The organism is Bradyrhizobium sp. USDA 3311 (assembly GCF_054062495.1).
The window spans coordinates 8,738,879-8,765,076 of record NZ_JBSSFI010000001.1 but is presented as its reverse complement, the minus strand read 5'-3'; the positions used below and the strand labels follow the sequence as shown (position 1 = coordinate 8,765,076).

Here is a 26,198-nt window from a genome sequence, read left to right as displayed (position 1 = left end):
TAATGAGAGTCGAGCTGTCGCCGCGACGGTGGTGCGCTCCACCTCTCCCGCTTGCGGGAGAGGTCGCGCCGAAGGCGCGGGTGAGGGCTCTTTCCTCTAGGGGACTGTCCCGTTGCGGAGACACCCTCTCCCCAACCCTCTCCCGCAAGCGGGAGAGGGAGCGCACCGCGCTCGTTGTTGTCTTACGCCGCCACCCGCGCGCCGCGATCGACCAGCATCGACAGCTCCCTGGCGTCCGCAACCACGCGCACGGCCATCGGCTCGTCGCGGCCGCGGATCGCGACCTCCTGCTGCGGCAGCGCGTCGTCGGCGAGGCCCGCGGTGCGGCGGACCTCCTCCGAGACGATGGCCTCGCAGGCCAGCGTCTTGGTCATGTCCTGGAGGCGGGCGGCGACGTTGACGGCATCGCCCAGCGCCGTGAACACGATGTGATCGCGATAGCCGATGTCGCCGATGATGACCTCGCCGCCGTGAATACCGATGCCGAAGCGGATCGGCTGGCGCAGATCGTGGCTCAGGAGCTCGTTGAGCTCGTCGATATGCGTGGCGATGCTAGCGGCGGCCTTCAGCGCCTGCCGGCAGGCTTGTTGCGGATCGGCCGACAGCCCGAACAGCGCCAGCATGCCGTCGCCGACGAACTGGTTCGGCTGGCCGCCGCTCTCGACCACGGCCTGCGAGACCGCGCCGAGGAAGCGGTTGACGATGAAGACGGTGTCGAACGGCAGCCGCTTTTCGGCCAGCTGCGTCGAGCCGCGCATGTCCACGAACAGGCTGACGAGATAGCGCTCCTGGCCGATCCTGGCGGGCGTCGAGGCCTGCCCGCTCGCCGAGAGCGTATGGGCCGTGAAGAGCTGGAAGAAGGAGAGATCCGACGTCGGCCGCAACTGGCAGGCGAGGCGGATCGAAGGGTCGGTGGCACCGACACGGGTGAGCACGAAGGCCTCGCGCTGTGACGGCTCGGGCAGGGCGCCATGATCGCCGATGATGCGGATGCGGCAGGTCGAGCAGCGGGCGCGGCCGCCGCAGACGCTGGCATGCGGCACATTGTGGCGCAGGCTCGCTTCCAGCACGGAGAGGCCCTTGGGGACCCGCACGGTCTTGCCGTTGCCGTAGGACAGCGCGATCATGCCGCCGCGCCGCTCGCGCAAGGCGCGCACGCCGCGCGCGGCCAGCGCCAGTCCGAGCAGGCCGACATAGCCGATGGTGAGGCCGCCGGTGATGCGGTCGAGCGTGTCGGCTTCCGCGACCGTGCCGACCTGGCGGCGGGTGAGGTTGTGCGTGCGCCATTCCCCGTCGTCGGCTTCGATCGCGACGCTGCGGCCGCCCTGATAGACGCCGAGCAGCGCCAGCGTCGGGATCAGCACTGCGGCCGCGAGCAGATAGGGCGCGGCGCGCGTGAAGAATGGCTTGAGGCGGAGCCAGAAATAAATGCCGATGCAGCCGTGGATCCAGGCGATGATCAGCAGGATCGTCATGGTCCAGATGCGGTTCGACGCGACGAAGAACAGGTAGAGTTCCTGCGGATAGAGTTTTTGGTGTCCGTACAGCGTCTGGCCGAGCCGCACACCGATCACGTGCGCCATGACCAGGGCGGGGATGCTCAAGCCCAGCACGAGCTGGAGCGGCTCGATCGTTCGCCAGCGGAACTGCCGCCGCTGATACAGCGCATAGATGCCGAGCCCCATATGGGTGAGCGCGGCGGCGTAGAACACGATCGCGACCGGCAGGAACTGCCAGAATGCGGTGTGGTAGTAGACCCCGACCTCCATGGCATCGACCGAGACGTTGCCGAGCGCATGGTTGAGGAAATGGCTGATCACATAGGAGAACAGGATGACGCCGCAGACAAGCCGCACCTGCCGCACGCTGGTCGCGCGGACGAGTTCGGGCATGTGGACAGGAGCGGTGGCCATGATTCGGTTGTATCAGTTCATGAAGGAGAACAGCCAGCCTAGCGTTTAATTCCAGCGGTGGACAGTTTTCGGGATCACATGCGCGGCAAGGTTACGAAACCGTAGGGTGGGCAAAGGCGCGCTGCCGCGGTCAGCCTCCGCTGTCGTCCCGGACAAGCGCGCCCACAGGCGCGCGCCGATCCGGGACCCCCGCGCGAGCGCTTGCGCTCGTCGCGATACCACAGGGAGTAGTTGCGGGCAGGCTGGTAACTCCGAGTCTTCGCCAAACCCCTCCCTGTGGGTATGGGTCCCGGATCTGCACTCGCTTCGCTCGTTGGTCCGGGACGACAGCAGATGGCGGCAATATCCCCCACATTGACTCCCCCTCCCAAGTCGGGGAAAAGCGCGGCCGTGACGATCGCTCCCGACATCTCCGCGAAGCCAGACGGCGCCGAACGCCGTCTCATCCTTGCTGCCGTGCTCGTCATCGCCGCGATGACGCTGCTGCGCATCGTCTACGCCTCCGCGATCGAGCTGCGCACCGACGAGGCCTACTACTGGACCTGGTCGAAGGAGGCGGCGCTCAGCTTCCTCGATCATCCCCCGGGCATCGCCTGGCTCATCCGTTTCGGCACCGCGATCTTCGGTGACACTGCGCTCGGCGTTCGTTTCGGCGGCATCGTCGCGATGTTGGTGACGCAACTCCTGCTCGCCGACATCGTCCGCCGCCTCACCCATGATGCGCGTGCGGTCGTGTTGGCGGTGCTGATGCCGGAGGCTGCGCTCTACTACGGCCTCTTGATGGCCAAGGTCGCGCCTGACGTTGCCATGATCCCGTTCGCGGTCGCGATGATCTGGTCGCTGGTGCGGCTGGCGCAGAGCGATGACGGATGCTGGTGGCTGGCAGCGGGGCTGTTCGCCGGGCTGGCGATGCTGTCGAAATTCACCGTGATCATGTTCGCGCCGGCGGTGGCCGCTTTTCTTCTCGTGCCGGATTGGCGCTGGCGCTGGCTGCGCAGTCCCTACCCTTATCTGGCCGTGCTGGTTGCGATCGCCGTGTTCTCGCCGGTGCTGATCTGGAATGCGCAGCACGACTGGGCCTCGTTCCGGTTCCAGGGCGTGCGCGCCACCGCCAATTACGGCATCTCGCTCCGCACCGTCGGTGACTACATCGGCCTGCAATTCGGTCTCGTCGGCTTCGTCATGTTCCCGGTGGTACTGTCGGGCCTCGTGATCACGGCATGGCGCGGCTATCGCTCGCGCGAGCCGGTCGCGATCCTGCTGTCCACCGCGGTGCTGGTGCCGTTCCTCTATTTCCTCGCGAAATCGCTGACGCTCCGGGTCGGCGACACCTGGCCGATGTTCATGTGGCCGGTCGGCTTCGCCGCGGCCGCGGTGAACCTCGTCATGCTGCCGCGTGAAAAATGGTCGGCGCGGATGATCCGGTCGAGCCTGTTCTGGGCGAATACGGCGATCGTCTCGGGCATCGCCTTCGTCGTCATCGTGTTCCTCTACTACGTCGCCGCGCCCTGGAATTTCCTCGGCAAGATCGATCCGATCGGCGCCGAAGCCGGCTACGAGCAGGTTGCAGCGCGCGCGCAGGCTGCGCTGGACGAGACCGGCGCGACCTGGATCGCGACCACGGACTACCGCACCTATGCCATGATGCGCTGGCTGTTCAGGGGCCGCGTGCCTGTCATCGAGATCAACGAGCGCGGCCGCTTCCAGGATTTCCGCGATCCCGGCATCGATCGGATCAAGGGCCGCGCCGGCATCTATGTCGGGCGCGAGCCCGACAATCGTTTATCGCTGTGGGAGGACATTCCCGCGAAGCGCGAGCAGCTCGGTCGGGTCGAACGCCGCTGGCGCGGTGTTCTGACCGATACCTACGTGCTTGAAAAGCTCACCGGCTGGACCCCGGAGCTGTCCCCGCCGAAGGATTCGCCGCTGTTCCAGTGGCGCGTGCTGGCTTTCCTCTCCCTCTCCCCGCTCTTGTCCGCCGAAGCCTTGGCGAAGGCCGATGCGCGACGAGCTTCGCTCGCGCTGAGAGGGTTGGGGTGAGGGGGAGTCTCCGCGGGGGAGGTGACAGTTGGACTCGCGGAGAGTCCCCCTCCCCCGGATCGCATCTGGCGATGCGCTCCGGCCTCTCCCCGCAAGCGGGGAGAGGCGAAGAAGCTACTCCTCCTCGCCCTCCTTCTTCCGCAGCAGATCCGTCGCGAGATCCGACAGCTTCGGCGGCGGCAGCGCCGCGAAGGGCAGCGGGCGTGTCACCTCGATCGCGGCCAATCCGAGCCGCGCCGTCAGCAATCCGTTGAGCACGCCTTCGCCCAGCCGTTGCGACAGCTTCGCTGCAATCCCGTGGCCCAGCATCTGCTGCACCAGGCTGTCGCTCGCGGCCATGCCGCCGGTGATGGCGAGATGGGCGATGACGTGGCGGAGCAGGCGGATCATGCCGAGCGCGCCGGGCCGTCCGCCATACAGGTACGCAAGCTGGCGGATCAGACGCAGCGCGGCGACGAACACGAACATCACGTCGATCGCCGCGCGGGGCGAAACGGCCGTGACGATCGAGACCTTTTGCGCCGCTGACGACACCAGCCGTCGCGCCTCCGCATCGAGCGGCGACATCAATTCACGCTCGGCGAGGCGGATCATGTCGGCGCCGTCGATGATCTCGCCGGTGTGGCTCTCCAGCGTGGCGCGGGCGCGTGCGAGCTGCGGATTCTGGTGCGCGATCTTCAGGAGGTCCTGCACGATGACGCGGCTCTCCTTGCGGTCGTCGCTGGCAAGGACGGCGGCCGCGCGCTGATGCAGTTTCTCGATCGTCGCGAGGCGCGCCAGTCCATACGCCTCGCGCCCGATCACCACCGCGAGCGCAAGCGCGGTGACGAATGCGAAGGCGAGCCCGACGAAGCCGAGGCTTTCGCTGCGCGCAAACAAATCCTCGATCAGATGAACCACGCCGAGCCCGACGCCGAGCAGCGTCAGCCCGGCAAGGCCGGACCAGAACAGCGCGCCCCAGGGGAGGCCGCGTCGTGCGGGCAGCACGGCTTCAATCGGCACCGGCAATGTCGCCGGATCGTGCTCCGGCGTGATCTGGATGGTGCCGCGGCCGAGCCGCGCCGTCTCGTCGGCTTCGGTGACGACGACGCCGGGATCGTCGAGCCGGAACGTCGCCGGCCGCCGCGGCGGGGATCGCTCGTTCATGAGAGCTTGTCTCCGATCAGGAACTGCAAGGCACGGTCGAGGCGGATGTGTGGCAGCGCCGGCTCGCCGTCACTCTCTCGCGCGAGCTTTGGCGGGCGGAAGCGCAGAAAGCGGAAGTCGCTCTTCTCGGCGGCCTCGGTCGAGAGGCCGCGGAAGGCATCCGTGCCGTTGAACAGCGGCTCGGGATCCAGGGGCAGGTCGCCGGGAAAGGTCGCAACCTCCGTGTTGCCGTCGAAGAACTCGCCGCCGGCGCTTTCGCCCGCCGCCGGTGTTCCCAGGATCGACGGCAATTTGTCGCGGCCGTGGGCGACCTGCGCCTCGCGCGTGGCGCGCACCGCGGCGAGCGCCACCACGTCGATCTGCGCGCCGGTATTTTCCGCGCGCGCCACCGCCTGCGTCACGGCGCGGCGGAGCACGGCCTCGAGACGGTCGTGGCTGGAATGATGCAGGTGGTCCGCCTTGGTCGCCGCGAACAGGATGCGGTCGATGCGCGGCCGAAACAGGCTGGTGAGGAAGGTGCTGCGGCCGATGTTGAAGCAGTCGAGAATGCCGGCGAGCGCGGCTTCGAGATCGTGCAGCGCCTCGGGTCCGGAGTTGAACGCGGCGAGCGCATCGGCCAGCACGATCTGGCGATCGAGGCGCGCAAAGTGATCGCGGAAGAAAGGACGCACCACGACGTCCTTGTAGGCTTCGAAGCGGCGCACCATCATCGCCCACAGCGAGCCGTCCGGCGCCTGGCCGCCGACGGGCACGTCGAGCGGCGCGAAGGTCAGCGCCGGGGAGCCTGCGAGATTGCCGGGCATCAGGAAGCGGCCGGGCGGCAGCAGGCTCATGGCAAAGCGTTCTTCGCGGCACGCGCGCAAATAATCGGTGAAGAGCTTTGCGGCTGTCAGTGTCGCCTGCTCGTCCTCGCGCGCGTCAGGCTTGAGCGTGGCAAGATGCGCGTGCCAGCCGGCGGCAAGATGAGCGCGTGGCGCCTCGCGCGAGAGCGCAAGACTCTCCGCCGACCATTGCTCGTAGCTCTTTTGCAGCAGCGGCAGGTCGAGCAGCCACTCGCCGGGATAGTCGACGATATCGAGTGTCAGGGTGCGATCGGCGCCGTTGTGGCGCTGGTAGTCGACGACGAGGCGAAGCTCGCTGATGTCGACGGTCGAATTCGGCCAGTGCCGTTCCTCGACCAGCGCGCGCAGATGGGTCTCATAGGCAAAGCGCGGCACGGCATCGTCCGGCTGCGGCGCGAGATGCGCCCGCGCGATCCGGCCCGAGGCATAGGCTTCGAATACCGGAAACCGGCCGCCGCGCGTCAGCCCATGGATCAGCGCGGTGATGAACACCGTCTTGCCGGCCCGCGACAGGCCGGTGACCCCGAGCCGCACCGTCGGATTGAAGAAGTGCTCGCCATAGTCGATCAGCGCCCGGGCCGACAGGCGCGCCTCTTCGACCATATCCTGGAAACTGAATGCCATGTGAACGTTAGGGGATCTCGGCGGGCGGAAAAGTGAAGCTGTTCACAAAGGTGGCAATTGCATGAGGAAAATCAAGCTTCATACTTCCACCGCCTTTGTCGGTAAATCAGCCGTTTGAACGACGCGCCGATCCCGAAAGACCCATACAACAAGGGCATTGTCTTGCCTTGCGGATTGCCATGACCGTCTTCCAATTGAAACAGTTTGCATCCACCTCCGTCCATGCTGCAGCCGACGCGATCGGCTGGAACTACGACCGGGCCGAGCTGATCGCCGACGGGATCATCCATGCGGTTGGTGTGTTCTCCGGTACCGTCGCCGCGACCGTTCTGGTGGTGCTTGCGGTGCTTTATGCCGACGCCACCGACATCGTCGGGGTCTCGATCTATGTCGCCGGCCTGCTCTCGATGCTGGTGCTGTCGGCGACCTATAATCTCTGGCCGGTCTCGCCGGTCAAATGGCTGCTGCGGCGCTTCGACCATTCGGCGATCTATCTCCTGATCGCCGCGACCTACACGCCGTTCATCCTGGAGCTGAAAGCCAGCGTCTTCGCGCTGGCGCTGCTCGTCTGCGTCTGGTGCGTGGCGATCGTCGGTATCGTGCTGAAGCTGCGCTATCCCGGCCGGTTCGACCGCGTCGCGGTCGGCATCTACCTCGCGATGGGCTGGAGCGGCGTGATGCTCTACGACGCGGTGGTCAAGGCGCTGCCCGCGCTGGTGCTCGGCTTCATCCTTGCGGGCGGGCTGCTCTACAGCTTCGGCGTGATCTTCCATGCCTGGCGGCGGCTGCGCTTCCAGAATGCGATCTGGCACGGCTTTGTCTTGGCCGGTGCGGCGTGCCATTATACCGCGGTGCTCGACCTCGTGTTGAGCTGAGCAGGACCCGCGACGCGGAATAAGCCAAGCGGTATAAGAGCGGTATAAGACAAGCGAAGCGCTATAAGAAAAGAGGAGACGTCGCATGCAGGTGACCGGCAAGGTCGTGGTCGTCACGGGCGGCGCAAATGGCATCGGCAAGGCGCTGTGCGAGGCGTTTCACAAGGCGGGCGCAGCCAAGGTCGTCGTCGCGGACATGGACGCCGCCAACGCCAGGGCCGTCGCTGCCATGGTCGATGGCGCAGCCTTCAGATGCGACGTCGCGCAGGAAAAAGAGATCGCCCACGTCATCGAGGAGACCGAGCGGCAGTTCGGACCGATCGAATTGTTCTGCTCCAATGCCGGCATCGGCGGCGGCTTCGATCCGATGTCGGTCAATGCCGGCGGCGCCTCCGACGAGCCTTGGCAGCGGAGCTGGGCGATCCACGTCATGGCGCATGTCTACGCGGCCCGGCATCTGGTCCCGCGGATGAAGGCGCGGGGCGGCGGCTATTTCCTCAACACCATCTCGGCCGCGGGCCTGCTGTCGCAGGTCGGCAGCCCCGCCTATTCCACCACCAAGCACGCCGCGGTCGGCTTTGCCGAGAACCTCGCGATCTCGCACAAGGCCGACAACATCAAGGTCTCGATCCTCTGCCCGCAGGGCGTCGACACCAACATGCTGCGCTCGATCCCGAAGGGCCCGCAATCCGGCGACGGCGATCTCACGCCGGAGCAGGTCGCAAGTGACGTGCTCGCGGGCCTGGCGCAGGAGACCTTCCTGATCCTGCCGCACCCCCAGGTGCTCGGCTACATGCGCAAGAAGACCGAGAACTACGACCGCTGGATCGGCGGCATGGCGAAGATCCAGGCGAAGATGCGGGAAGAGTTCGGGAAATAGGGAAGGCTGGTGCCGCCATCTCGGTGTCGTCCTGGCGAAAGCCAGGACCCATACCGCGTGATCTATCTATTGTGGGAGGTCGTCGTACCGAACGACGAGCCTTCGCCAAACTACCCCCTGGGGTAATGGGTCCTGGCTTTCGCCAGGACGACGATGGCGAGGCTCGGGCTACGCTGCCGTCTCCGCCTCGTCCTCCACCCGGCTCTGCCGCAACGCCCGGGCATAGAGCATCATGCCCTCGCGCACCGTGCGCTGCTCGGCCTCCGTCAATGCCGCCAGTGCGCCGCGCACCTGCTGCCGTCCGAATTCATGCAGCGCCTCCAGCGTGCGCCGGCCCTTGGCCGTCAGCGACAGCAGCTTGCTGCGTGCGTCTAGCTCGTCAGGCGTCTCCTTCAGCTCCCCGCAATCGATCAGCTTGCGCACCAGGCGGCTGACGCTGGATTTTTCCAGCCGCAGGAAATCGCCGAGCTCGCCCGAGGTCATCGGCCCGCGGATGCCGATCTCCAGAATGGTATGCACGGCTGAGGGCGGATAGTCCGACGCCGCCACCGTCGCATCCATGAAGCCGAGCTCGCGCACCATCAGGCGCGAGGCGGCGCGGATGTCGTCGATCAGAGAAAGCCCGGCCATCTTGACTCCCGGCATATAGTTGTATCATACAACTATATGCGTGCAGCGGCGCCCGCAAGCCTTTTGGAGTGGCCCATGAGCGGAACTTTGCCGGCTGGTCAGCGGATGAGGGGCAAGGTCTGTCTGGTGACGGGCGGCGGCAGCGGCATCGGCCGCGCCACCGCGCTACGGATGGCGTCCGAAGGCGCGGAAGCGCTCATCATTGCGGGCCGGCGCGAAGCCGAGATCGAGGCGACCGCCGCGGCGTGCCGCGAGGTCGGCGCGGCCGCGATCGCGCTCAAGACCGACATCACGCGCGAGGACGACGTCGCGCGCCTCGTCGGAACCGCCGTCGAGCGTTGCGGCCGGCTCGATGTTGCCTTCAACAATGCCGGCTTCCAGGAGCGCCGCGCGCCGCTGGAAGAGCAGGGCACGGAGATCTACGACAGCGTGTTCGACACCAATGTCCGCGCGCTGTTCCTGTGCCTGCGCCATCAATTGCCGGCGATGCTGGCGCAAGGCCGCGGCAGCATCGTCGTCAATGCCTCCGTCAGCGGCGTGCGCAATCCCAATCCCGGCTTCTCGCTCTATTCGGCCTCGAAAGCCGCGGCGATCTCGCTGACGCGCTCAGCCGCCATGGAGAACGCCCCGCGCGGCATCCGCATCAACGCCATTGCCCCCGGCCGCGTCGTCACCGACATGATGCTGCGTGCCGGCGTCGGCGACGTCGCGACGGTAGCCGCAGGCCTGCCGTTGCGGCGGATGGGGAGCCCGGAGGAGGTGGCGGAAGCGGTGGTGTGGCTATCGTCCGACGCCGCGTCCTACGTGGTCGGGCACGTGCTGGCCGCGGACGGGGGATTTCTGGCGTCGTAGTTTCGGGCGGTGGTGCGGCAAATTCAGTGTCGTCCCGGCGAAGGCCGGGACCCATAACCCCAGGAAGGAGTTATGGTGCGACACTCCCACTACGAGTCCTCGCCAAACTCCTGCTTGTGGGTATGGGTCCCGGCCTTCGCCGGGACGACGATGTGGATATCGCGCGCGTCCCTAGTGCTTCTGCCCGTACAGCACCGGCACCGCCGAATCCACGATGACCTCGACGAGGCATGTGCCCTCGTGCGCCATCCCGCGCTTCAGCGCCTCGCCGAGCTCGGTGGCCTTGCTCACCCGCACCGCGTGGCAGCCCATGCCCCCCGCAAGCCGTACGAAATCGATCCCCGGCAGCTCCAGCCCGGGCACGTTCCGCACCTGCATCACCTGGCTGAACGAGCGCATCGCGCCGTAGCCGGAATTGTTGATGACGACGACGGTCAGCGGCAGCTTGCGCTGCGCGGCGGTCCACAGCGCCTGGATCGAATACATCGCCGAGCCGTCGCCGATCAGGCACACGGTGCGGCTCTTCGGCTTGCCGAGCGCCATGCCGACCGCGGCCGGCAGCGAGTAGCCGAGGCCGCCGCTCGACATGGTGTAAAAGCTATCCTGGCCGCGCATAGGCATGAATTTTTGCATCGCGGGCCGGTGCGAGGGCACTTCCTCGACCAGCGATGCACCGTCGGGCATCGCCTGCGACAGCGAATGCAGCAGGAATTCGACCGGCAGGGGATCGGCGGCCTGCGGCGCCGGCGGCAGCGTGCGGCCTTTGGGCGTCGCCCGTTTGCTCTCCGGCAGCAGGTCGAGCAGCAGGCTCAGCGCCGGCTTCATCGTGGCGACGATGCTGGTGCCGACCGGCGTCACGGCTGCGGCGTCCGGATCATCCGTGATCTGGAAGATCGTCGCGCCGCCGTCGAAGATTGCGGCATGCCCTTCGACATGGAAGGTGAACACGGGTGCGCCGACCACGACGACGAGATCGTGCTCGCGCAGCGCGTCGGAGAGTTGCGCCGGCGAGGCATGGAGGAAGCCCGCGAACTGCGGATGACGCTCGGGGAACGAGCATCGCGCCGAGAACGGGCTGACCCAGACGCTGGCCTTGGCCTTCTCGGCGACGCGCACCATCAGATCGACCGCGCCGGCGCGGTCGACGCCGGGGCCGACGACGAGGGCAGGGTGCTTGGCTGAGCCGAGCGCGGCGACCAGCGCTTTCATTGCTTCCGGCTCGGGTCCGATCTCGCGGCTGACCTTGCGCGCCTCGATCTGCGCCGTGGCATGCGTCCAGTCGTCGATCGGGATCGAGACGAAGGTCGGCCCGCAGGGCGGCTGCATCGCGGTGTAATAGGCGCGCGCGATTGCGGCCGGCACGTCCTCGGGCCGCGCCGGCTCGACGCTGTACTTGACGTAGGGCCGCGGAAACTCCGACGCGCGCTCGGCATAGAGGAACGCCTGCAGCGGCAGGATCGAGCGCGCCTGCTGGCCCGCGGTGATCACGAGCGGCGTCTGGTTGCGATGCGCGGTATAGATGTTGCCGAGCGCGTTGCCGACGCCAGCCGCCGAATGCAGATTGACGAAGCCGGCATTGCGCGTCGCCTGCGCGTAGCCGTCGGCCATGCCGACCGCGGAGGCTTCCTGGAGCGCCAGCACGTAGTCGATGTCGTCGGGCCAGTCACTGAGGAACGGCAGTTCGGTCGAGCCGGGATTGCCGAACACCCTGTCGATGCCGAAGGAGCGCAGCAGGTCGATCGTGGCCTGCTTGACGGTGACGGCCTTGCTGCCGGCCTTGCCGTTCTTTGCCATGGTTTCCGTCCCTGAATGCTTATTGTTTGGCTCGTCATTCCGGGGCGCGAAGCGAACCCGGAATGACGAGATTCTCAGGTGCGTAATTGCGCACCATAGTTCGGTCCTGCGGACCGCCCCGGAATGACGGTGTATCTATCACCACACCGCCGTGCCCTTCATCGTCGGCTGCCCCTCCGCGTTCGCGGTCCACAGCTCCATGCTCTCGCCGCCGTCATTGGCGTTGATGGAGAACTCGGTGCCCTCGAACAGCGGCTGAAGCCCGCGATAGGTAAACTTCTTCGGCGCCTTGCCGCCCCGCAATTTCGCCGCCAGCTCGATGATGAGCGCCGCCTGCAGCGGGCCGTGGAAGATCAGGCCCGGATAGCCTTCGACCTTGGTGACGTAGTCGCGGTCGTAATGGATGCGGTGGCCGTTGAAGGTCAGCGCGGAATAGCGGAACAGCAGCACGGGATCGGAGACGTGGGTCTCGCGATGCTGCGCCTTCGGCGGCGGAGGCGGGGCCTTGGCGCCAGCGGGCGCGCCGCTCGTCATCTCGCGATAGACGATGTCCTGCCGCTCGCGGATGGCAACGCCGCGCGGCGAGGTCACGGTGTGCTCGACCGCGACGAAGCACAGCGTGCCGGTCGAGCCGGTCTTCACCGTGACGTCGGCAATGCGCGAGGTCCGCGTCGATTCATCGCCGACGCAGAGCGGCTGCAAAAATTCGATCTCGCCGCCGGCCCACATCCGGCGCGGCAGCGGCACCGGCGGCAGGAAGCCGCCGCGGGTCGGGTGGCCGTCGGGGCCGAGCATCGACATCGGAAACACCGGCTGCGCCAGGCACCAGTGCACCGTGAACGGTGCGGCATCGCCCTTTTTGGGCTCGCCGACCTCCTGTAACAGCGTCGCGCGCAGGCCCATGACGAGCTGCGCGGTAACGATGTCGGTGGCCTCCGTGCTGCGGCCGATCCATTGCCGCAAGTGATCGATGTCGAGCTTCCCGGTCATGATGCCTCGCTCTTGTTATTTCTTGGATGGACGTTCGCCGATGCCAGGCACGGCACCATAGCTGCGCGTTTCGCCGACGATGATCGGCGCCGGTGCGGGATAGCTGACGCGGCCGTTCGGCGTGTCCACCTCGATGCGGCGCAGATGCGGGTGGTTGGTGAGGTCGGCCATGGTGTTGACCTCGGCAAAGGCGATGTCGGCATCCGACAGCCGCTTCAGCAGTTCGTCGCGCGTCATCTTGCCGAAGGCATCGGCCACCGTCTTGTCGGTGAAATCGCGGTTGCGCACGCGCTCCACCATGTTGGCGACGCGCGGATCGGCCGGCAGGTCGGGCTGGTCAAGCACCTTCACGCAGAGCGTCTTCCACTCGCGCTCGCTCTGGATCGAGATCAGGATGTCCTTGCCGTCCTTCGAGGTGAACACGCCATAGGGTGCGATCGAGGGATGACGCAGCCCCATGCGCTTCGGCGGATTGCCGGCCTCCGAGTTGAGCAGCGGCACGGTGCACCAGTCGGCCATGACGTCGAACATGGAGATGCGAATGTCTGCGCCCTTGCCGGTGCGCCCGCGCGCGATCAGCGCCTCCAGGATCGCCGCATGCGCGGTGGCGCCGGTCGCGACGTCGACAATGGACATGCCGACGCGCGAGGCGCCATCAGGGTTGCCGGTGATCGAGGCAAGCCCGCTCTCGGCCTGGATCAGGAGGTCATAGGCCTTGCGGTGCGCGTAGGGACCCTCGTCGCCATAGCCGGTGATCGTGCACGAGATCAGCTTCGGATAGTCCTTCAAGAGCCGCTCGCGCGAGAAGCCGAGCTTGTCCATCGAGCCAGGCTTGAGGTTCTGGATCAGCACGTCGGCGCTCGCGATCAGCTTCTCCAGTTCGGCGCAGCCTTCCTTGGTGGCGAGATCGACCACCGCCGACTGCTTGCCGCGGTTGAGCCAGACGAAATAGCTGCTCTGGCCCTTGGCTGCCGCGTCATAGCCGCGGGCGAAGTCGCCCTCCGGCCGCTCGATCTTGATCACCTCCGCGCCGGCATCCGCCAGGCGCGAGGAGCAGAACGGCGCCGCCACCGCCTGCTCGACCGCAATCACCCTGATCCCGTCAAGTGCTCCCATGATTGCTGCCTCAGTACGAGCGGGGCATGCCGAGCACATGCTCGGCGACAAAGGACAGCACCAGATTGGTCGAGATCGGCGCCACCTGGTAGAGCCGTGTCTCGCGGAATTTGCGCTCGACGTCGTATTCCTCGGCAAAGCCGAAGCCGCCATGGGTCTGGATGCAGGCATTGGCCGCTTCCCAGGACGCATCCGCCGCCAGCATCTTCGCCATGTTGGCTTCCGCGCCGCAGTCGAGCCCGGCCTCGTATTTGCGGGTGGCTTCCCTCACCATCAGCTCGGCCGCGCGCATCGAGGCGTAGGCTTTCGCGATCGGAAACTGGATGCCCTGGTTCTGGCCGATCGGCCGGCCGAAAACGCTGCGCTCCTTGGCATAGTTCGTGGCCTTGGCGATGAACCATTTGGCGTCGCCGACGCATTCGGCCGCGATCAGGATGCGCTCGGCATTCATGCCGGAGAGGATGTAGCGAAAGCCCTTGCCTTCATCGCCGATCAGATTCTCCGCCGGCACCTTCATGTCGGTAAAGAACACTTCGGTGGTGGCGTGGTTCATCATGGTGCGGATCGGGCGGATCTCGAGGCCGTTGTTCTTGGCCTCGCGCATGTCGACGATGAACACGGAAAGGCCGTCGGTGCGCTTCTTGACCTGCTCCTTCGGCGTGGTGCGCGCCAGCAGCACCATCAGGTCGGAATGCTCGGCGCGGCTGGTCCAGATCTTCTGGCCGTTGACGATGTAGCTGTCGTTGCCTTCCTTGCGCGCAAAGGTCTTCAGCGAGGAGGTGTCGGTGCCGCTGGTCGGCTCGGTGACGCCGAAGGCCTGCAGGCGCAATTCGCCGCTCGCGATCTTCGGCAGATATTTTGCCTTCTGCTCGGCATTGCCGTGCCGCAGCACCGTGCCCATCGTGTACATCTGGGCATGGCAGCCGCCGCCATTGCAGCCTGCGCGCTGGATCTCCTCGAGGATTGCGGCCGCCGCGGACAGCTTCAGGCCCGCGCCGCCATATTCCTCGGGGATCAGCACCGAGAGATACCCGGCCTCGGTCAGCGCGTCGACGAAGGCCTTAGGATAGGCCATCTCGCGATCGAGCTTGCGCCAGTATTCGCCGGGAAACTGCGCGCAGAGCTTTGCGACGGCATCGCGGATGTCGGCGTGATCTTCGCTGTGGTGTTCTTCACTCATGGCGTTTCCCAATTGTAGCGGCAGTTAAGATAACGCCGGCCGATCCTCTGGCGTTGTGAAAACAACGCCCGCCCCCTATGCTCATTTGCTATAGCGTATGGAGTAGCCTTCGAGGATTGGCAAGCATGGATTTCCGGCAGCTCAGGACCTTCAGTTGCGTGGCGGAGCTCGGCAGCCTCTCCAAGGCGTCCGACACGCTGCGCGTGGCGCAGCCGGCGCTCAGCCGCCAGATCAAGCTTCTGGAACACGAGCTGCGCGTCGAGCTGTTCACGCGCAACGGCCGCGGCATGGTGCTGACCGAGGCCGGGCGGCTTCTGCTCGCACGCACCTCCGGCATCGTGCGGCAGATCGACCAGATCCGCGACGACATCCAGTCGGCCAAGGGGCCGCCGTCCGGCCAGGTCGTGCTTGGCCTGGTTCCGACCGTGAGCTGCGTGCTGTCGGCGCGCTTCGCGCGGCGCTGCGTCGAGACATTTCCCGGCATTTCGCTGCGCATTGTCGAGAGCTACAGCGGCCACCTGGTCGAATGGCTGCACCGCGGCGAGATGGATCTCGCCATCCTCTATGGCCGCTCGGCCGATCTGCATCTCAACGTGCAGAGCCTCGGCCGCGACAACATCGTCGCGGTCGGCCCGCGCGGCTGCGGCCTCGCGCGCAAGAAGAGCGTCGAGATCGGCTGGCTGCTCCGGCAGCGGCTGGTGCTGCCCAGTCATTCCCACGGCCTCCGTGCGTTGATCGAGCACGCCGCCGCCCAGCGCAAGATCAAGCTCAACGTCCAGCTCGAGGCGGATTCGTTTCGCGTGCTGACGAGCCTCGTGGAGGAGGGGCTCGGTTTCGCGCTGCTGCCGCCCTCGTCGGTCCACGGCGAGGTCGCGGACGGGCGGCTGGAAACCGCTGTCGTGTCCAGGCCGATGACGCGCGAGCTCATTTTCGCTTCTCCGATCGACCGCCCGGCCTCGACGGCCTCGCTGGCCATCACCGCGCTCCTGCGCGAGGAGGTCGCCGCCTGCCGCAAGGAAGGCCTGTGGGACATCAAGTTGAGTTAGATGCCGTGTCGTAGAACAGCCGCGCGCCATCTTGCCTTCGCATCTGGCGCGACCTGTCATGCCGGAATTTTATAGCTGGGCCAGGGGCCCGATCCTCATCCTGAGGAGCGCGTCTTCGCGCGTCTCGAAGGATGCAGGCCCGGCTCTCGGCCTCGCCCTTCGAGACGCGCGCGAAAGAGCGCGCTCCTCAGGGTGAGGGGATAAAGTCGAATGCGCCGCAAGGACGGCGTAATCGCTACCCCGGAATCCTCACCGGCAGCGACTCATACCCCTTGATGAAGCTCGAATAGATCCGCTTGGGCTCGCCGACCACCTCGATGCGGTCGAAGCGCTTCAGCATCTCCTCCCAGACGATCTTGAGCTGGAGTTCGGCGAGGCGCATGCCGACGCAGCGGTGGATGCCGAAGCCGAAGGAGAGGTGGGTGCGCGGCCGCGGGCGGTCGATGATGAACTCGTTCGGGCGGTCGATCGCCTCCTCGTCGCGGTTGCCGGAGACGTACCACATCACGACGCGGTCGCCTTTCGTGATCTGCTTGCCGCCGATCTCGGTATCCTGCAGCGCGGTGCGCCGCATATGGGCGAGCGGGGTCTGCCAGCGGATCACCTCCGGCACCATGGAGTCGATCAGCGCAGGGTTGGCGCGCAGCTTGTCGTATTGCTCGGGGTTCTCGTTCAGCGCCAGCACCGAGCCGGTCATGGTGTTGCGCGTGGTGTCGTTGCCGCCGACGATGAGCAGGATGATGTTGCCCATGAGGTTGTCGGGGTCCATGAAGCGCGTCGCGTCGTTATGGGCCATCAGGGACAACAGATCGTTGCGCGGGGCGGAGTTGACGCGCTCGTTCCACAGCTTGGACATGTAGGCGTAGCATTCGTCCATCTCGCGGCGGCGCTCTTCGGCCGAGGCGACGATGCCGCTCTTGGGCAGCGCGGTCGAGACGTCGGACCAGCGGGTCAGCTTGCGCCGTTCCTCCCAGGGGAAGTCGAACAGCGTCGCCAGCATCTGCGTCGTCAATTCGATCGAGACGCGCTCGACGAAGTTGAAGGTCTCGTTGCGCGGCAGGTTGTCGAGCACGGTCTGCGAGCGCTGGCGGATCAACTTTGCCAGCTCGTCCAGATGCGTCGGCGTGAACATCGGCGACACCGTCTTGCGCTGCGCCGAATGCCGGGGCTGGTCCATCGCGATGAAGCTCGGATAGTCGTAGCCTTCCGGCACGTCGCGGATCGAGATGCCGCCGAGCGTCGAGTCGGAGGAGAAGATGCCGTGGTTGGTGTCGACATGCATGATGTCGTTGTACTTCACCACCGACCAGTACGGCTCGATCGGCGCGTTGGTGCAGTAATGCACCGGCTCTTCCTTGCGCAGCCGCTCGAACCACGGCCACAGCGTGTCGTCCTGGAACAGCCTGGGGGCGCCTGGGTGGAACTGCGCGAGCGGGGTCGCGTAGGCCTCCTCGCGCGCCCGGCGCATGCGTTCGGCCTTGTCCACTTTCACCGGCGTCTGGATGTTCATGGTCGTGGCTCCAGTTGTCGCTCTTGTTTCGCCTCTCCCCGCGGGCGGGGAGAGGGAGTTGACTCATGCCGCAATCTTCACCGGCAAGGTTTCAAGTCCCTTTACGAAACTCGAATAGACCCGCTTGGGTTCGCCGACCACGTCGATATGATCGAAGCGCTTGAGGATCTCTTCCCAGATAATCTTGAGCTGGAGTTCGGCAAGCCGCAAGCCGACGCAGCGGTGGATGCCGAAGCCGAAGGACAGGTGCGTGCGCGGGCGGGCGCGGTCGATGATGAAATCGTAGGGCTTTTCGATCGCCTGCTCGTCGCGGTTGCCCGAGACGTACCACATCACGACCTTGTCACCCTTCTTGATCTGCTTGCCGCGGAATTCGAAGTCGGAGAGTGCGGTGCGGCGCATATGCGCCAGCGGCGTCTGCCAGCGGATCACTTCCGGCACGAAGCTGTCGAGCAGCGCGGGATTCTCGCGCAGCTTGCGATATTGCTCCGGATGCTGGCTCAGCGCGTAGATCGAGCCCGACATGGTGTTGCGGGTGGTGTCGTTGCCGCCGACGATCAAAAGGACGAGATTGCCGAGGAAGTTCTTCGCGTCCATGTCGCGCGTCGCCGCGCCATGCGCCATCATGGAAAGCAGGTCGCTCTTAGGAGGCTGTTCGATGCGCTCCTTCCACAGGCGCGCGAAATAGCCGGCGCATTCGGTCAGCTCGGCCTGCCGCTCGTCTTCGGTGGCGACGAGGCCGTCGGGGCCGGGAATGGTGGTGGCGATATCCGACCAGCGCGTCAGCTTGCGGCGGTCCTCCCAGGGGAAGTCGAACAGCACCGCCAGCATCTGCGTGGTGAGCTCGATCGAGACGCGGTCGACCCAGTCGAACACCTCGCCGCGCGGCAGATTGTCGAGGCACTCGGCCGAGCGGGCGCGGATGTTGAGCGCGAGATTGTCCAGATGCGTCGGCGTGAACATCGGCGCCACGGTCTTGCGCTGTGCCGCATGGCGCGGCGGGTCCATCGAGATGAAGCTCTCGCGGCGCAGGTCGGGATCGATGTCGCGGATGGTGATGCCGCCGAGCGCGGAGGCCGAGGAGAACACCGAATGGTTGGTCTCGATCTCCATGATGTCGTTGTAGCGCGTCACCGACCAGTACGGCCCGAACATCGAGTCCTTGCAGTAGTGCACGGGGTCTTCACGGCGCAGGCGATCGAAATAGGGCCAGAACGTATCGGTCCTGAACAATTCAGGATCGCCGGGATCGAATTGCTCCAGCGGCAGTGATGTCGCGCGCTCGCGCAATGCATCGAGCTTTGCCGTGCTTTCGATGGTCCCGTGCATGACCGCTCTCCCTGACGTGAACCGCGCGTTCTCGTTGAATTCTGCACTGCGGTATTTGATTTGCAATTACAGCCGGTTGTCTGCGTCGGGGCAAGGGCGAGTTTTGCCACATCCAACCTTTGCGTGAGTATCCGGCTTCCGTCACGCAGATGTGTCAACGTGATCTCCCGCACGCCGTTGGACCGGGAAACGTGCCAGAAATCGACTGGAATCGAGGCAAATCGAACCCACCCGTCTTGGGGATCGACCAATCCCTGATCTATAGTTTGACCGCAACAGGCCAACATCCCGAGGTTGCCGCCGTGAACGACATGCAATGGGCCCCCATCGGCTCCGAGCCCGTCCCGCCGCCACTGCCGCCCACGCGCGTCGACTTCGCCGGCGACCGCTCCGTGTTCCGCAAAATGGTCACCAAAGGTGCCATGCTGGAGCTGGTCACTTTCGGCTTCTACCGGTTCTGGCTCGTCACCGACATCCGCCGTCACTTGTGGTCGAACACGTCGATCGACGGCGACGCCGCCGAATATACCGGCCGGGGCAAGGAGCTGTTGATCGGCTTCCTGTTCGCGCTGGCGATCCTCGTGCCGATCTATCTCGCCTATTTCCTCATCGGTATCGAGTTCGAGCGCTGGCAGGGCTTTGCCTCGACGCCGCTCTTCATCAGCTTTTATGCCTTCGGCCAGTTCGCGATTTTTCGCGCGCGGCGCTATCGCCTGACCCGCACGGTCTGGCGCGGCGTACGGTTCTGGATGGACGGCTCGGGCTGGGCCTATTCGTTCCGGGCCATGCTGTGGGGCCTGCTGGTGTTCCTGACGCTCGGCCTGGCGCTGCCCTGGCGCGAGGCTTCGCTCGAACGCTACAAGATGCAGCACACCCATTACGGTGATCTCTCCGGCGATTTCGAAGGCGATGGCTGGACGTTCTTCAAGCGCGGCTGGTGGCTCTGGCTGCTCAGCCCGATCGCGCTGGTCATCTTCCCGCTCGCCCCGTTCTTCTATGCCGAGTTCAAGGCGCGCGAATGGCGCTGGTGGCTGGACGGCATCCGCATCGGCGGCGTCAGCCTGTCCTCGGAGCTGCCGCATAACGCATTCTACGGCCTGTACTGGAAGGTGATCGGCTGGTGGATGCTGCTCTCGATCATTTTCGCCGCCTATCTCGGCGGTGCCACCATGCTCGTCGTCAAGCTGAGCGGCCTTCCGGTCGAGCAGCTGTTCGGCCCGGACAATACCGCCAAGAGCATTCCGATGCTGGTGATGATGGTCATCGGTTATTTCGCCCTTGCGCTTGCGATCAACATCATCATGCGGGTCTATCTTCAGCGCGATCTCTGGGCCAAGGTGCTGGAAACCGTCGAGGTGCATAACATCGGAGCCGCGGCGGACGTGCGCGGCGGCGGCGAGCTCGCCAGCGCGCTCGGCGAAGGCTTTGCCGATGGGCTCGATGTCGCGGGATTCTGACCTGTGAGTGAGTTGTCCACCGAGGCTCCGGCGCAGTCCGCAAAGCCGACGATCTACTTCGACGGCGTGTCGAGCCGCAGGCGGCAGGTGACGCTGACGCTCGGTGATGCGCTCGAGATCGTTGAAGAGGGCGCGACGCCCGTTCGCTGGGCCTATGCCGACATTCGGCGTGCCGACAGTCCGGCCGGTGTCCTGCGTCTGGCCTCGACGTCCGCGCCGCCGCTGGCACGGCTGGAGATTCGCGATACTGCACTCGCGGCAGACGTGACCGTCCGCTGCATGCGTCTCGACGAGCACCAGACCACGCGCCGCGGTATCGCGAAAATCGTCGGCTGGTCGGTGGCCGCCGCCGTCTCGATCGTCTGTGTCGTGCTGTTCGGCGTGCCGCTCGCTGCCGATCGCCTCGCGCCGCTGGTGCCGAAGCCGATCGAGCGCCGCATTGGCGATGCGTCCGAGGTCCAGGTGAAGACCATCTTCGGCGGCCGCACGTGCGAAGACCCCGCGGGCAAGGCCGCGTTCACAAAACTGGTCAACCGCTTGCGCGATGCCGCCGGCCTCGACGACGATTCCATGACCGCGGGCGTGCTGCCGACCCCGGTGCCGAACGCGTTCGCGCTGCCCGGCGGCAAGGTGTTCTTGCTGCAGGGCCTGCTCGACAGGGCCGAAAGCCCCGACGAGCTTGCCGGCATCCTCGCCCACGAGCTCGGCCATCTCAAGCATCACGACAACATGCGCGGCCTGATCTACAACGGCGGCACCTCGTTCCTGATCGGCCTGCTGTTCGGCGACGTCACCGGCTCATCCGCCGTGATCTTCGCCTCGCGCAGCGTGGTCGAGGCCTCCTATTCGCGCGAGGCCGAGACCGGCGCCGACACCTTCGCCATCGACATCATGCACGCGCTCGGCCGCTCGCCGAAGCCCTCGGCCGAGCTGATGTTCCGCATCACCGGCAAGGAAGGCGGCAGCGGTTTCACGATCCTGTCGAGCCACCCGCTGACCGAGGACCGTCTCGCCCGCATGACCAAGGAAGATCGTCCCGTCAGCGGCCCGCCGCTGCTGACAGATGCGGAGTGGCGGGCGCTGAAGGGCATTTGCGGCAGCGGGAAGATCTAAATTAGGCTTCGCTCTTATCTCGTCCCGTAGGCGCGGTCGCCGGCATCGCCAAGGCCCGGCAAAATAAAGCCGTTCTCGTCGAGACCTTCGTCCACCGCGGCCGTCCAGATTGGCACGTCCGGATGCAATCCGCGCAGCCGCTCTAACCCTTCCGGCGCCGCGATCAGGCAGGCGAGGCGAATGTCCTTGGCGCCGCGCTCCTTGAGCCGGTCGATGGCGGCCACGGCCGTGTTGGCGGTGGCGACCACCGGTGTCACCACGATCGCAAGCCGCTCGCCGAGATCGGACGGCGATTTGAAGAAATATTCGACCGCGGCAAAGCTGTGCGGCTCGCGGTAGAGTCCGATATGCGCGACGCGGGCGGTCGGCACCAGGTCCATCATGCCGTCCACGAAGGTGGTGCCGGCGCGCAGCATCGGCACGAACACCAGCTTCTTGCCGGCGATCTTGGCCGAGTGCATCGTCGCCAGCGGCGTCTCGATGACGGTGTCGGCGAGCGGCAGGTCGCGCGTCACCTCGTAGCACAGGAGCATGCCGATCTCCTTGATCAGCTCGCGAAACGACTTGGTCGAGATGGATTTGTCCCGCACCAGCGTCAGCTTGTGCTGCACCAGCGGATGATCGACGACGGTGACGCCTTCCATGTAACGCTCCTAACGAAATGCGCGTTGATTGAAATGCAACGAGCCGGCGCTTCTTCCTTCTCCCCTTGTGGGAGAAGGTGGCGCGAAGCGCCGGATGAGGGGTCTGTTTCAGCAAACTCCGGCGAGAGATGTGCCCGCAGAGACATACCCCTCACCCGGCTTCGCTCTCGCGAAGCCACCCTCTCCCACAAGGGGAGAGGGTTTAAAAAACCGTGCCGTCGCTGATGACCTTGAGCGGCGGCGAACCGTCGGGACGGCGTGCGAAGGCGATGGCGCGGCCCGCGGCCCAGGTGCCGCCTTCCAGGATGCTGGCGAGCGGCAAGGTCTCAGGCGTGCGGCCGAGCTTGGTGCGAACCAGTTCGGCAAGACGATCCAGCAACGCGACGGTCAGCGCGCGCCACTCGACGACGAGCAGGGAATCCACCGCATGCGCGCGGTCGGCATCAGCGGCATCGCGCAGGCGCAGCACCGCGTGATCGACGAACAGGCCGCCATTGCGGTATTCCGCAAGTCCGGTCAGGCCGTCGATGTCGGTGACCGCGAAGCCGGAGCGCTGGAGCGGCTCGATCAGCGAATAGCTCAGCCATTGCGACAGCTTGTGCAGCGGCACGAGGCCGGCGGTCGCATCATCTGCCTTGATCGCCGGATGGCGCCAGCAATCGCCGAGCGGAATCCCGGCAAGCTCGAGCCGCGATGGCCAGATCGGCCCGAGCTGGTTCAGCACCGCGGACAGGATCGCCGGCGCGGCGATGGCGCCGCCCACAGCCTGCGCCGCGATGTGGTCGAACAATCCGCCGGGCCGCGGCGTATCGTGCAGGCCGAAAACCTCGGCGCGGTCCGCCACCTGCTTGCCCAGACGCCGCAGCAGATCCGTGCGTCCGTCGAGGCCGAGCAGCGGATTGGCGTCGCTGACCTGAAACGCAGAGGTGAGGGCGGCGAGGGGCAATTGCGCGAGTACGTTCGCATCGACCCTGAACGGCGCGCTGGCATCGCTGGAGAAGAGCCCGCTTGCGAACATGTCGAGGCTCGCGATCGCAAGCCCCTCGGACCGGCCGATGCTTTCGCCCGTCACCGCGTCACGATAGCGCCAGGCAGCGCCGGCGCCGGCATCGAGCAGCACGCTGACGATGGCAAGGTCGAACTCCGCGCGCGCCCGCGCCGCGCGATCCGGCCACGACGCGGCGTCGGCAAGGCGCGCCCAGCGATCGCCGCCGCCGAGCACAAAATGCCGCCAGCGGGCGTGGAAGGGGACGTCCAGCGTCGGATAGGCTTTTCGCGTGACCGCGAGCACCGCGTCCGCAACGCCGTCCATGCGGTCGAGATCGATCGTGAAGTGGCTGAGCCCGCCCTTGAGGCCAAGCTCGAGCATCTGCCCGGCGCGCGCGCGAACCGCTGCTGCGGTGAGCAGCGAGCGGGCCTGTTGTTCTCTGGTGTCCGCCATCAATCGATCAGTATTTTTCCAGCGAACGCCCGACCACGCCGTTCACGTCCTTCTCCGGCGCGATGTCGGTCGAGTAGTAGCCGGCAGCCTTCTTGGCCGCGATCTCGACATAGGCGTCGGCGGGAATCAGCTCCGGCGGGATCGGCACGCGCTCGACGATGTCGATGCCCTGCGAGGTCAGCGCGTCGTGCTTCATGTCGCTCATCGACAGGAAGCGGTCGATGCGCTTCAGCCCCAGCCAGTGGATGGTATCCGGCATCAATTGCTGGAAGCGCGCGTCCTGCACGCCGGCGACGCATTCGGTTCGCTCGAAATAGGCGGCGGCGGCATCGCCGTCCTCCTGGCGCTTGCGGGCGTTGTAGACCAGGAATTTCGTGACCTCGCCGAGCGCGCGGCCTTCCTTGCGGTTGTAGACGACGAGCCCGAGCCCGCCCTCCTGCGCGCCGCGCGCGGATTCCTCGATGCCGTGGATGAGATAGGGCCGGCAGGTGCAGATGTCGGAGCCGAACACGTCGGAGCCGTTGCACTCGTCATGGACGCGGCAGGTGATCTTGGTGCGATGGTCGGGCAGCTTGCTGACGTCGCCGAACATGTAGACCGTGGTGCCGCCGATCGGCGGCAGGAACACCTTCATGTCCGGCCGCGTCACCAGCTCGGGGAACATGCCGGCGGTCTGCTCGAACAGCGTGCGGCGCAGCTCGGTCTCGCCGGTGCCGAAGCGCGCGGCGAGGCCCGGCAGATACCAGACCGGATCGATCGCGATCTTCACCACCGACACGCTGCCATTGGCATGCACGACCTCGCCGTCGGCGCGCAGCCGTTTTGCGGCCAGCGCCTCGCGGATCTCGGGCAGGTCGAGCCGGGCGCGCGTCACCGCGATGCTCGGCCGGATGTCGGAGCCCTCGGCGATCTCCTTGCCAAAATTCTCGGCGACGAGATGCCCCCAGGGGTCGAGTGCGACGATCTTGGCCGGATCGTTCCATTGCGGAAACGGCCCGATGGTGGCCGCCGGAAAGGTGTTGGTGAGGTCGGGACGCCTGATGGGATCGAGCGCCCCGGCGGAGACGGCGAGCGCGCGGTACATCGCATAGGAGCCGCCATGGCTGCCGATCACGTTGCGATCCCCAGCGCGCGACACCGTGCCGATGATCGGCCCGCGGGTGCGCGCATCGGCTGCGCCCCAATGGATCGGAAAGGCGGCCTTCCTGCCCGGCTCCGGATGGGAGGTCAGGCGGATGTGATCGGTACGGTTCGCGCGGCTCATGTCCAGGCTCCCAAAAAGCCAACGGCCCGCCGCTCGGACGGGCCTGGCTCACTTTGCGTTACCAATGCGGAGCACCGGCGGCGCAAGCTCAATCCAACATATTGTAGCGGCCGACGGCGACAGACAAGTTAATGGTGCAGCGCCCGGCAAGCGTTCATCGCCAAATTCCATCGTCGGCGAACCAGCCCGGTCCGCGTGAATCCCGCGCCCTCGCTCCGGTCGAACCCTGCCGTTCGATCCGTGCGGTAGACCTAAAGATTTGAAATAGTTTTAGTTTTCCTGTTTTCAAGAGGTGTTGTGGCGATTGCGCCGCGACTGGACAGAACGTATATAATCAGACAAAGCGTATAGATCGTCTCTGCCATGGAGCCTGCCATGCCCGCCGCCAGCTACATCGACCCCCGCACCGGAAAGCTCTATCCGCTCGACCAGCCGCGCTGGTGCTCGGACGAGCGCACGCCGCTGCTGGTGACGCCGGGGGCCGGGATCTCGCGCGAGGAGATCGAGCCGCGCACGCGGTCGCTGTGGCGCTACGGGGCGGCGCTGCCGGTCGAGATCAAGAATCCGATCACGCTCGGCGAGGGCTGCACGCCACTGGTGCAGCAGCAGTGGGGCGACCTGCGCCCGCTGTTCAAGCTCGAATGGTTCAACCCGACCGGCAGCTTCAAGGACCGCGGCTCCTCCGTGATGCTGTCCTTCCTTCGGCAGATCGGTGTCGACGCCATTCTGGAGGACTCCTCCGGCAATGGCGGCTCGTCGATGGCGGGGCTGGGTGCCGCCGGCGGCATGCGCGTGAAGATCCTGGCGCCGGCCTCGACGTCGCCGGCCAAGATCGCGCAGGTGCGCGCTTACGGCGCGGCGGTGCAGCTCGTCGAAGGGCCACGCGAGGAATCGGAGGCCGAGGCGATCCGCCAGTCGAGCCAGACTTTTTACGCCAGCCACAACTGGCAGCCGTTCTTCCTCGAAGGCACCAAATCGCTCGCCTATGAAATCTGGGAAGACCTCGGCTTCCGCGCCCCCGACAACGTCATCGTCCCCGTCGGCGCCGGCAGCAGCCTGCTCGGTTGCGCCTTCGGCTTCCGCGAACTGCTGAAGGCCGGCCAGATCGCGAAGCTGCCGCGCCTGTTCGCGGCACAGCCGCAGAACTGCTCGCCGATCGATGCGAGCTTCAAGGCCGGCGTCGATACGCCGGTCGCGCGCGAGGTGAGCAAGACCATCGCCGAGGGCACCGCGATCAAGAATCCCCTGCGTCTGCGCGAGATCATCGCCGCCTTGCGCGATAGCGGCGGCGGCACCGTTGCGCTCGCCGAGGACGAGATCGTCGCCGCCCTGCGGCGACTTGCGCGGCAAGGCCTGTTCGCCGAGCCGACCAGTGCCAGCGCAGCCGCCGCGCTGGACAAGCTCTCCGCCGCTGGCGCCATCAAGGCGAACGAGGCCACGGTCGCGGTGCTCACCGGCACGGGGCTGAAGGCCGCCACAATCGTCGCCGATCTCGTGCAGTAGGGCCGGGCG

The 26,198-nt window shown here is 66.1% G+C and carries 21 protein-coding genes; 8 read left to right on the top strand and 13 right to left on the bottom strand.

The genetic code is table 11. The annotated features are described in order from the left end of the window. Nucleotides 1-182 precede the first annotated feature (182 nt). Nucleotides 183-1,913 (bottom strand): adenylate/guanylate cyclase domain-containing protein, encoded by a 1,731-nt coding sequence (locus ACVWW6_RS41650; RefSeq protein WP_404523908.1) that lies wholly within the window; start codon nt 1,911-1,913, stop codon nt 183-185. A 474-nt stretch (nt 1,914-2,387) separates the two neighbouring features. Here ACVWW6_RS41650 and ACVWW6_RS41645 point away from each other — a divergent pair, with 474 nt between their 5' ends. Next, on the top strand, nt 2,388-3,953 hold the full coding sequence (locus ACVWW6_RS41645) for a glycosyltransferase family 39 protein (protein WP_304553902.1): 1,566 nt from the start codon (nt 2,388-2,390) through the stop codon (nt 3,951-3,953). Nucleotides 3,954-4,067: 114 nt separating this feature from the next. Here the strand turns inward: ACVWW6_RS41645 and ACVWW6_RS41640 are convergent, their stop codons facing one another. Both ACVWW6_RS41640 and ACVWW6_RS41635 read right to left on the bottom strand, forming a co-directional pair. Next, nucleotides 4,068-5,099, bottom strand: coding sequence for a YcjF family protein (locus ACVWW6_RS41640; RefSeq protein ID WP_028172938.1), 1,032 nt, complete (start codon nt 5,097-5,099; stop codon nt 4,068-4,070). Then, complete coding sequence (locus ACVWW6_RS41635; RefSeq protein ID WP_456682819.1) at nt 5,096-6,565, bottom strand: YcjX family protein; 1,470 nt, start codon at nt 6,563-6,565, stop codon at nt 5,096-5,098. The genes ACVWW6_RS41640 and ACVWW6_RS41635 overlap by 4 nt, the downstream gene beginning before the upstream one ends. 179 nt (nt 6,566-6,744) lie before the next feature. Here ACVWW6_RS41635 and trhA point away from each other — a divergent pair, with 179 nt between their 5' ends. Continuing rightward, the gene (gene trhA / locus ACVWW6_RS41630; RefSeq protein ID WP_011089987.1) at nt 6,745-7,440 is read left to right on the top strand and encodes a PAQR family membrane homeostasis protein TrhA; all 696 of its coding nucleotides are present in this window, start codon (nt 6,745-6,747) and stop codon (nt 7,438-7,440) included. An 85-nt stretch (nt 7,441-7,525) separates the two neighbouring features. Beyond that, entirely contained in the window at nt 7,526-8,320 is a 795-nt protein-coding gene (locus ACVWW6_RS41625; RefSeq protein ID WP_011089986.1) for an SDR family oxidoreductase, read from the top strand. A 168-nt stretch (nt 8,321-8,488) separates the two neighbouring features. Here ACVWW6_RS41625 and ACVWW6_RS41620 read toward each other — a convergent pair whose 3' ends face one another. Continuing rightward, nucleotides 8,489-8,950: a MarR family winged helix-turn-helix transcriptional regulator gene (locus ACVWW6_RS41620; protein ID WP_271550820.1), complete on the bottom strand. Its 462-nt coding sequence runs from the start codon at nt 8,948-8,950 to the stop codon at nt 8,489-8,491. A gap of 75 nt (nt 8,951-9,025) precedes the next feature. On the opposite strand from ACVWW6_RS41620, the gene ACVWW6_RS41615 reads away from it, so the two are divergent. After that, nucleotides 9,026-9,802, top strand: coding sequence for an SDR family NAD(P)-dependent oxidoreductase (locus tag ACVWW6_RS41615; protein ID WP_161536258.1), 777 nt, complete (start codon nt 9,026-9,028; stop codon nt 9,800-9,802). Nucleotides 9,803-9,973: 171 nt separating this feature from the next. Here ACVWW6_RS41615 and mdlC read toward each other — a convergent pair whose 3' ends face one another. From mdlC to ACVWW6_RS41595, 4 genes are all read right to left on the bottom strand, one after another. Beyond that, complete coding sequence (gene mdlC / locus ACVWW6_RS41610) at nt 9,974-11,596, bottom strand: benzoylformate decarboxylase (RefSeq protein ID WP_456682818.1); 1,623 nt, start codon at nt 11,594-11,596, stop codon at nt 9,974-9,976. A gap of 138 nt (nt 11,597-11,734) precedes the next feature. Next, the gene (locus ACVWW6_RS41605) at nt 11,735-12,586 is read right to left on the bottom strand and encodes an FAS1-like dehydratase domain-containing protein (RefSeq protein WP_456682817.1); all 852 of its coding nucleotides are present in this window, start codon (nt 12,584-12,586) and stop codon (nt 11,735-11,737) included. A 15-nt stretch (nt 12,587-12,601) separates the two neighbouring features. Next, nucleotides 12,602-13,702, bottom strand: a complete 1,101-nt coding sequence (locus ACVWW6_RS41600) for a CaiB/BaiF CoA transferase family protein (RefSeq protein ID WP_456682816.1) — start codon at nt 13,700-13,702, stop codon at nt 12,602-12,604. A gap of 10 nt (nt 13,703-13,712) precedes the next feature. Beyond that, the gene (locus ACVWW6_RS41595; RefSeq protein WP_456682815.1) at nt 13,713-14,882 is read right to left on the bottom strand and encodes an acyl-CoA dehydrogenase family protein; all 1,170 of its coding nucleotides are present in this window, start codon (nt 14,880-14,882) and stop codon (nt 13,713-13,715) included. A gap of 125 nt (nt 14,883-15,007) precedes the next feature. Here ACVWW6_RS41595 and ACVWW6_RS41590 point away from each other — a divergent pair, with 125 nt between their 5' ends. Next, a complete protein-coding gene (locus ACVWW6_RS41590; protein ID WP_161536253.1) occupies nt 15,008-15,928 on the top strand; it encodes a LysR family transcriptional regulator in 921 nt (306 codons plus the stop codon). A 235-nt stretch (nt 15,929-16,163) separates the two neighbouring features. Here ACVWW6_RS41590 and ACVWW6_RS41585 read toward each other — a convergent pair whose 3' ends face one another. Together ACVWW6_RS41585 and ACVWW6_RS41580 are read right to left on the bottom strand one after the other, a co-directional pair. Continuing rightward, on the bottom strand, nt 16,164-17,438 hold the full coding sequence (locus tag ACVWW6_RS41585) for a cytochrome P450 (protein WP_404523902.1): 1,275 nt from the start codon (nt 17,436-17,438) through the stop codon (nt 16,164-16,166). Nucleotides 17,439-17,501: 63 nt separating this feature from the next. After that, the gene (locus ACVWW6_RS41580; RefSeq protein ID WP_456682814.1) at nt 17,502-18,767 is read right to left on the bottom strand and encodes a cytochrome P450; all 1,266 of its coding nucleotides are present in this window, start codon (nt 18,765-18,767) and stop codon (nt 17,502-17,504) included. 302 nt (nt 18,768-19,069) lie between these two features. On the opposite strand from ACVWW6_RS41580, the gene ACVWW6_RS41575 reads away from it, so the two are divergent. Then, on the top strand, nt 19,070-20,224 hold the full coding sequence (locus tag ACVWW6_RS41575; RefSeq protein ID WP_039187289.1) for a YjgN family protein: 1,155 nt from the start codon (nt 19,070-19,072) through the stop codon (nt 20,222-20,224). A 3-nt stretch (nt 20,225-20,227) separates the two neighbouring features. Further along, nucleotides 20,228-21,337, top strand: coding sequence for a M48 family metallopeptidase (locus ACVWW6_RS41570; RefSeq protein WP_028172949.1), 1,110 nt, complete (start codon nt 20,228-20,230; stop codon nt 21,335-21,337). A gap of 14 nt (nt 21,338-21,351) precedes the next feature. Here ACVWW6_RS41570 and upp read toward each other — a convergent pair whose 3' ends face one another. The 3 genes from upp to ACVWW6_RS41555 form a co-directional block, all read right to left on the bottom strand. Further along, nucleotides 21,352-21,981 carry a uracil phosphoribosyltransferase gene (gene upp / locus ACVWW6_RS41565; RefSeq protein WP_456623846.1) on the bottom strand — a complete coding sequence of 210 codons (630 nt, stop codon included), beginning with the start codon at nt 21,979-21,981 and terminating at the stop codon, nt 21,352-21,354. 202 nt (nt 21,982-22,183) lie between these two features. Continuing rightward, on the bottom strand, nt 22,184-23,422 hold the full coding sequence (locus tag ACVWW6_RS41560) for a URC4/urg3 family protein (RefSeq protein WP_456682813.1): 1,239 nt from the start codon (nt 23,420-23,422) through the stop codon (nt 22,184-22,186). 7 nt (nt 23,423-23,429) lie between these two features. Beyond that, entirely contained in the window at nt 23,430-24,686 is a 1,257-nt protein-coding gene (locus tag ACVWW6_RS41555; protein WP_028172951.1) for a GTP cyclohydrolase II, read from the bottom strand. Nucleotides 24,687-25,061: 375 nt separating this feature from the next. Here ACVWW6_RS41555 and ACVWW6_RS41550 point away from each other — a divergent pair, with 375 nt between their 5' ends. After that, nucleotides 25,062-26,189, top strand: coding sequence for a threonine synthase (locus tag ACVWW6_RS41550; RefSeq protein WP_456682812.1), 1,128 nt, complete (start codon nt 25,062-25,064; stop codon nt 26,187-26,189). The last annotated feature ends 9 nt before the right edge of the window (nt 26,190-26,198 follow it).

Excerpts from the sequence above, each read along its gene's own strand:
- ACVWW6_RS41640 (WP_028172938.1), bottom strand. The coding sequence starts at position 5,099 with ATGAACGAGCGATCCCCGCCGCGGCGGCCGGCGACGTTCCGGCTCGAC.
- ACVWW6_RS41620 (WP_271550820.1), bottom strand. The coding sequence starts at position 8,950 with ATGGCCGGGCTTTCTCTGATCGACGACATCCGCGCCGCCTCGCGCCTG.
- ACVWW6_RS41650 (WP_404523908.1), bottom strand. The coding sequence starts at position 1,913 with ATGGCCACCGCTCCTGTCCACATGCCCGAACTCGTCCGCGCGACCAGC.
- ACVWW6_RS41555 (WP_028172951.1), bottom strand. The coding sequence starts at position 24,686 with ATGAGCCGCGCGAACCGTACCGATCACATCCGCCTGACCTCCCATCCG.
- mdlC (WP_456682818.1), bottom strand. The coding sequence starts at position 11,596 with ATGGCAAAGAACGGCAAGGCCGGCAGCAAGGCCGTCACCGTCAAGCAG.
- ACVWW6_RS41550 (WP_456682812.1), top strand. The coding sequence starts at position 25,062 with ATGCCCGCCGCCAGCTACATCGACCCCCGCACCGGAAAGCTCTATCCG.
- ACVWW6_RS41605 (WP_456682817.1), bottom strand. The coding sequence starts at position 12,586 with ATGACCGGGAAGCTCGACATCGATCACTTGCGGCAATGGATCGGCCGC.
- ACVWW6_RS41560 (WP_456682813.1), bottom strand. The coding sequence starts at position 23,422 with ATGGCGGACACCAGAGAACAACAGGCCCGCTCGCTGCTCACCGCAGCA.
- ACVWW6_RS41595 (WP_456682815.1), bottom strand. The coding sequence starts at position 14,882 with ATGAGTGAAGAACACCACAGCGAAGATCACGCCGACATCCGCGATGCC.
- upp (WP_456623846.1), bottom strand. The coding sequence starts at position 21,981 with ATGGAAGGCGTCACCGTCGTCGATCATCCGCTGGTGCAGCACAAGCTG.
- ACVWW6_RS41635 (WP_456682819.1), bottom strand. The coding sequence starts at position 6,565 with ATGGCATTCAGTTTCCAGGATATGGTCGAAGAGGCGCGCCTGTCGGCC.
- ACVWW6_RS41590 (WP_161536253.1), top strand. The coding sequence starts at position 15,008 with ATGGATTTCCGGCAGCTCAGGACCTTCAGTTGCGTGGCGGAGCTCGGC.
- ACVWW6_RS41600 (WP_456682816.1), bottom strand. The coding sequence starts at position 13,702 with ATGGGAGCACTTGACGGGATCAGGGTGATTGCGGTCGAGCAGGCGGTG.
- ACVWW6_RS41580 (WP_456682814.1), bottom strand. The coding sequence starts at position 18,767 with ATGCACGGGACCATCGAAAGCACGGCAAAGCTCGATGCATTGCGCGAG.
- ACVWW6_RS41585 (WP_404523902.1), bottom strand. The coding sequence starts at position 17,438 with ATGAACATCCAGACGCCGGTGAAAGTGGACAAGGCCGAACGCATGCGC.
- ACVWW6_RS41645 (WP_304553902.1), top strand. The coding sequence starts at position 2,388 with ATGACGCTGCTGCGCATCGTCTACGCCTCCGCGATCGAGCTGCGCACC.
- ACVWW6_RS41625 (WP_011089986.1), top strand. The coding sequence starts at position 7,526 with ATGCAGGTGACCGGCAAGGTCGTGGTCGTCACGGGCGGCGCAAATGGC.
- trhA (WP_011089987.1), top strand. The coding sequence starts at position 6,745 with ATGACCGTCTTCCAATTGAAACAGTTTGCATCCACCTCCGTCCATGCT.
- ACVWW6_RS41615 (WP_161536258.1), top strand. The coding sequence starts at position 9,026 with ATGAGCGGAACTTTGCCGGCTGGTCAGCGGATGAGGGGCAAGGTCTGT.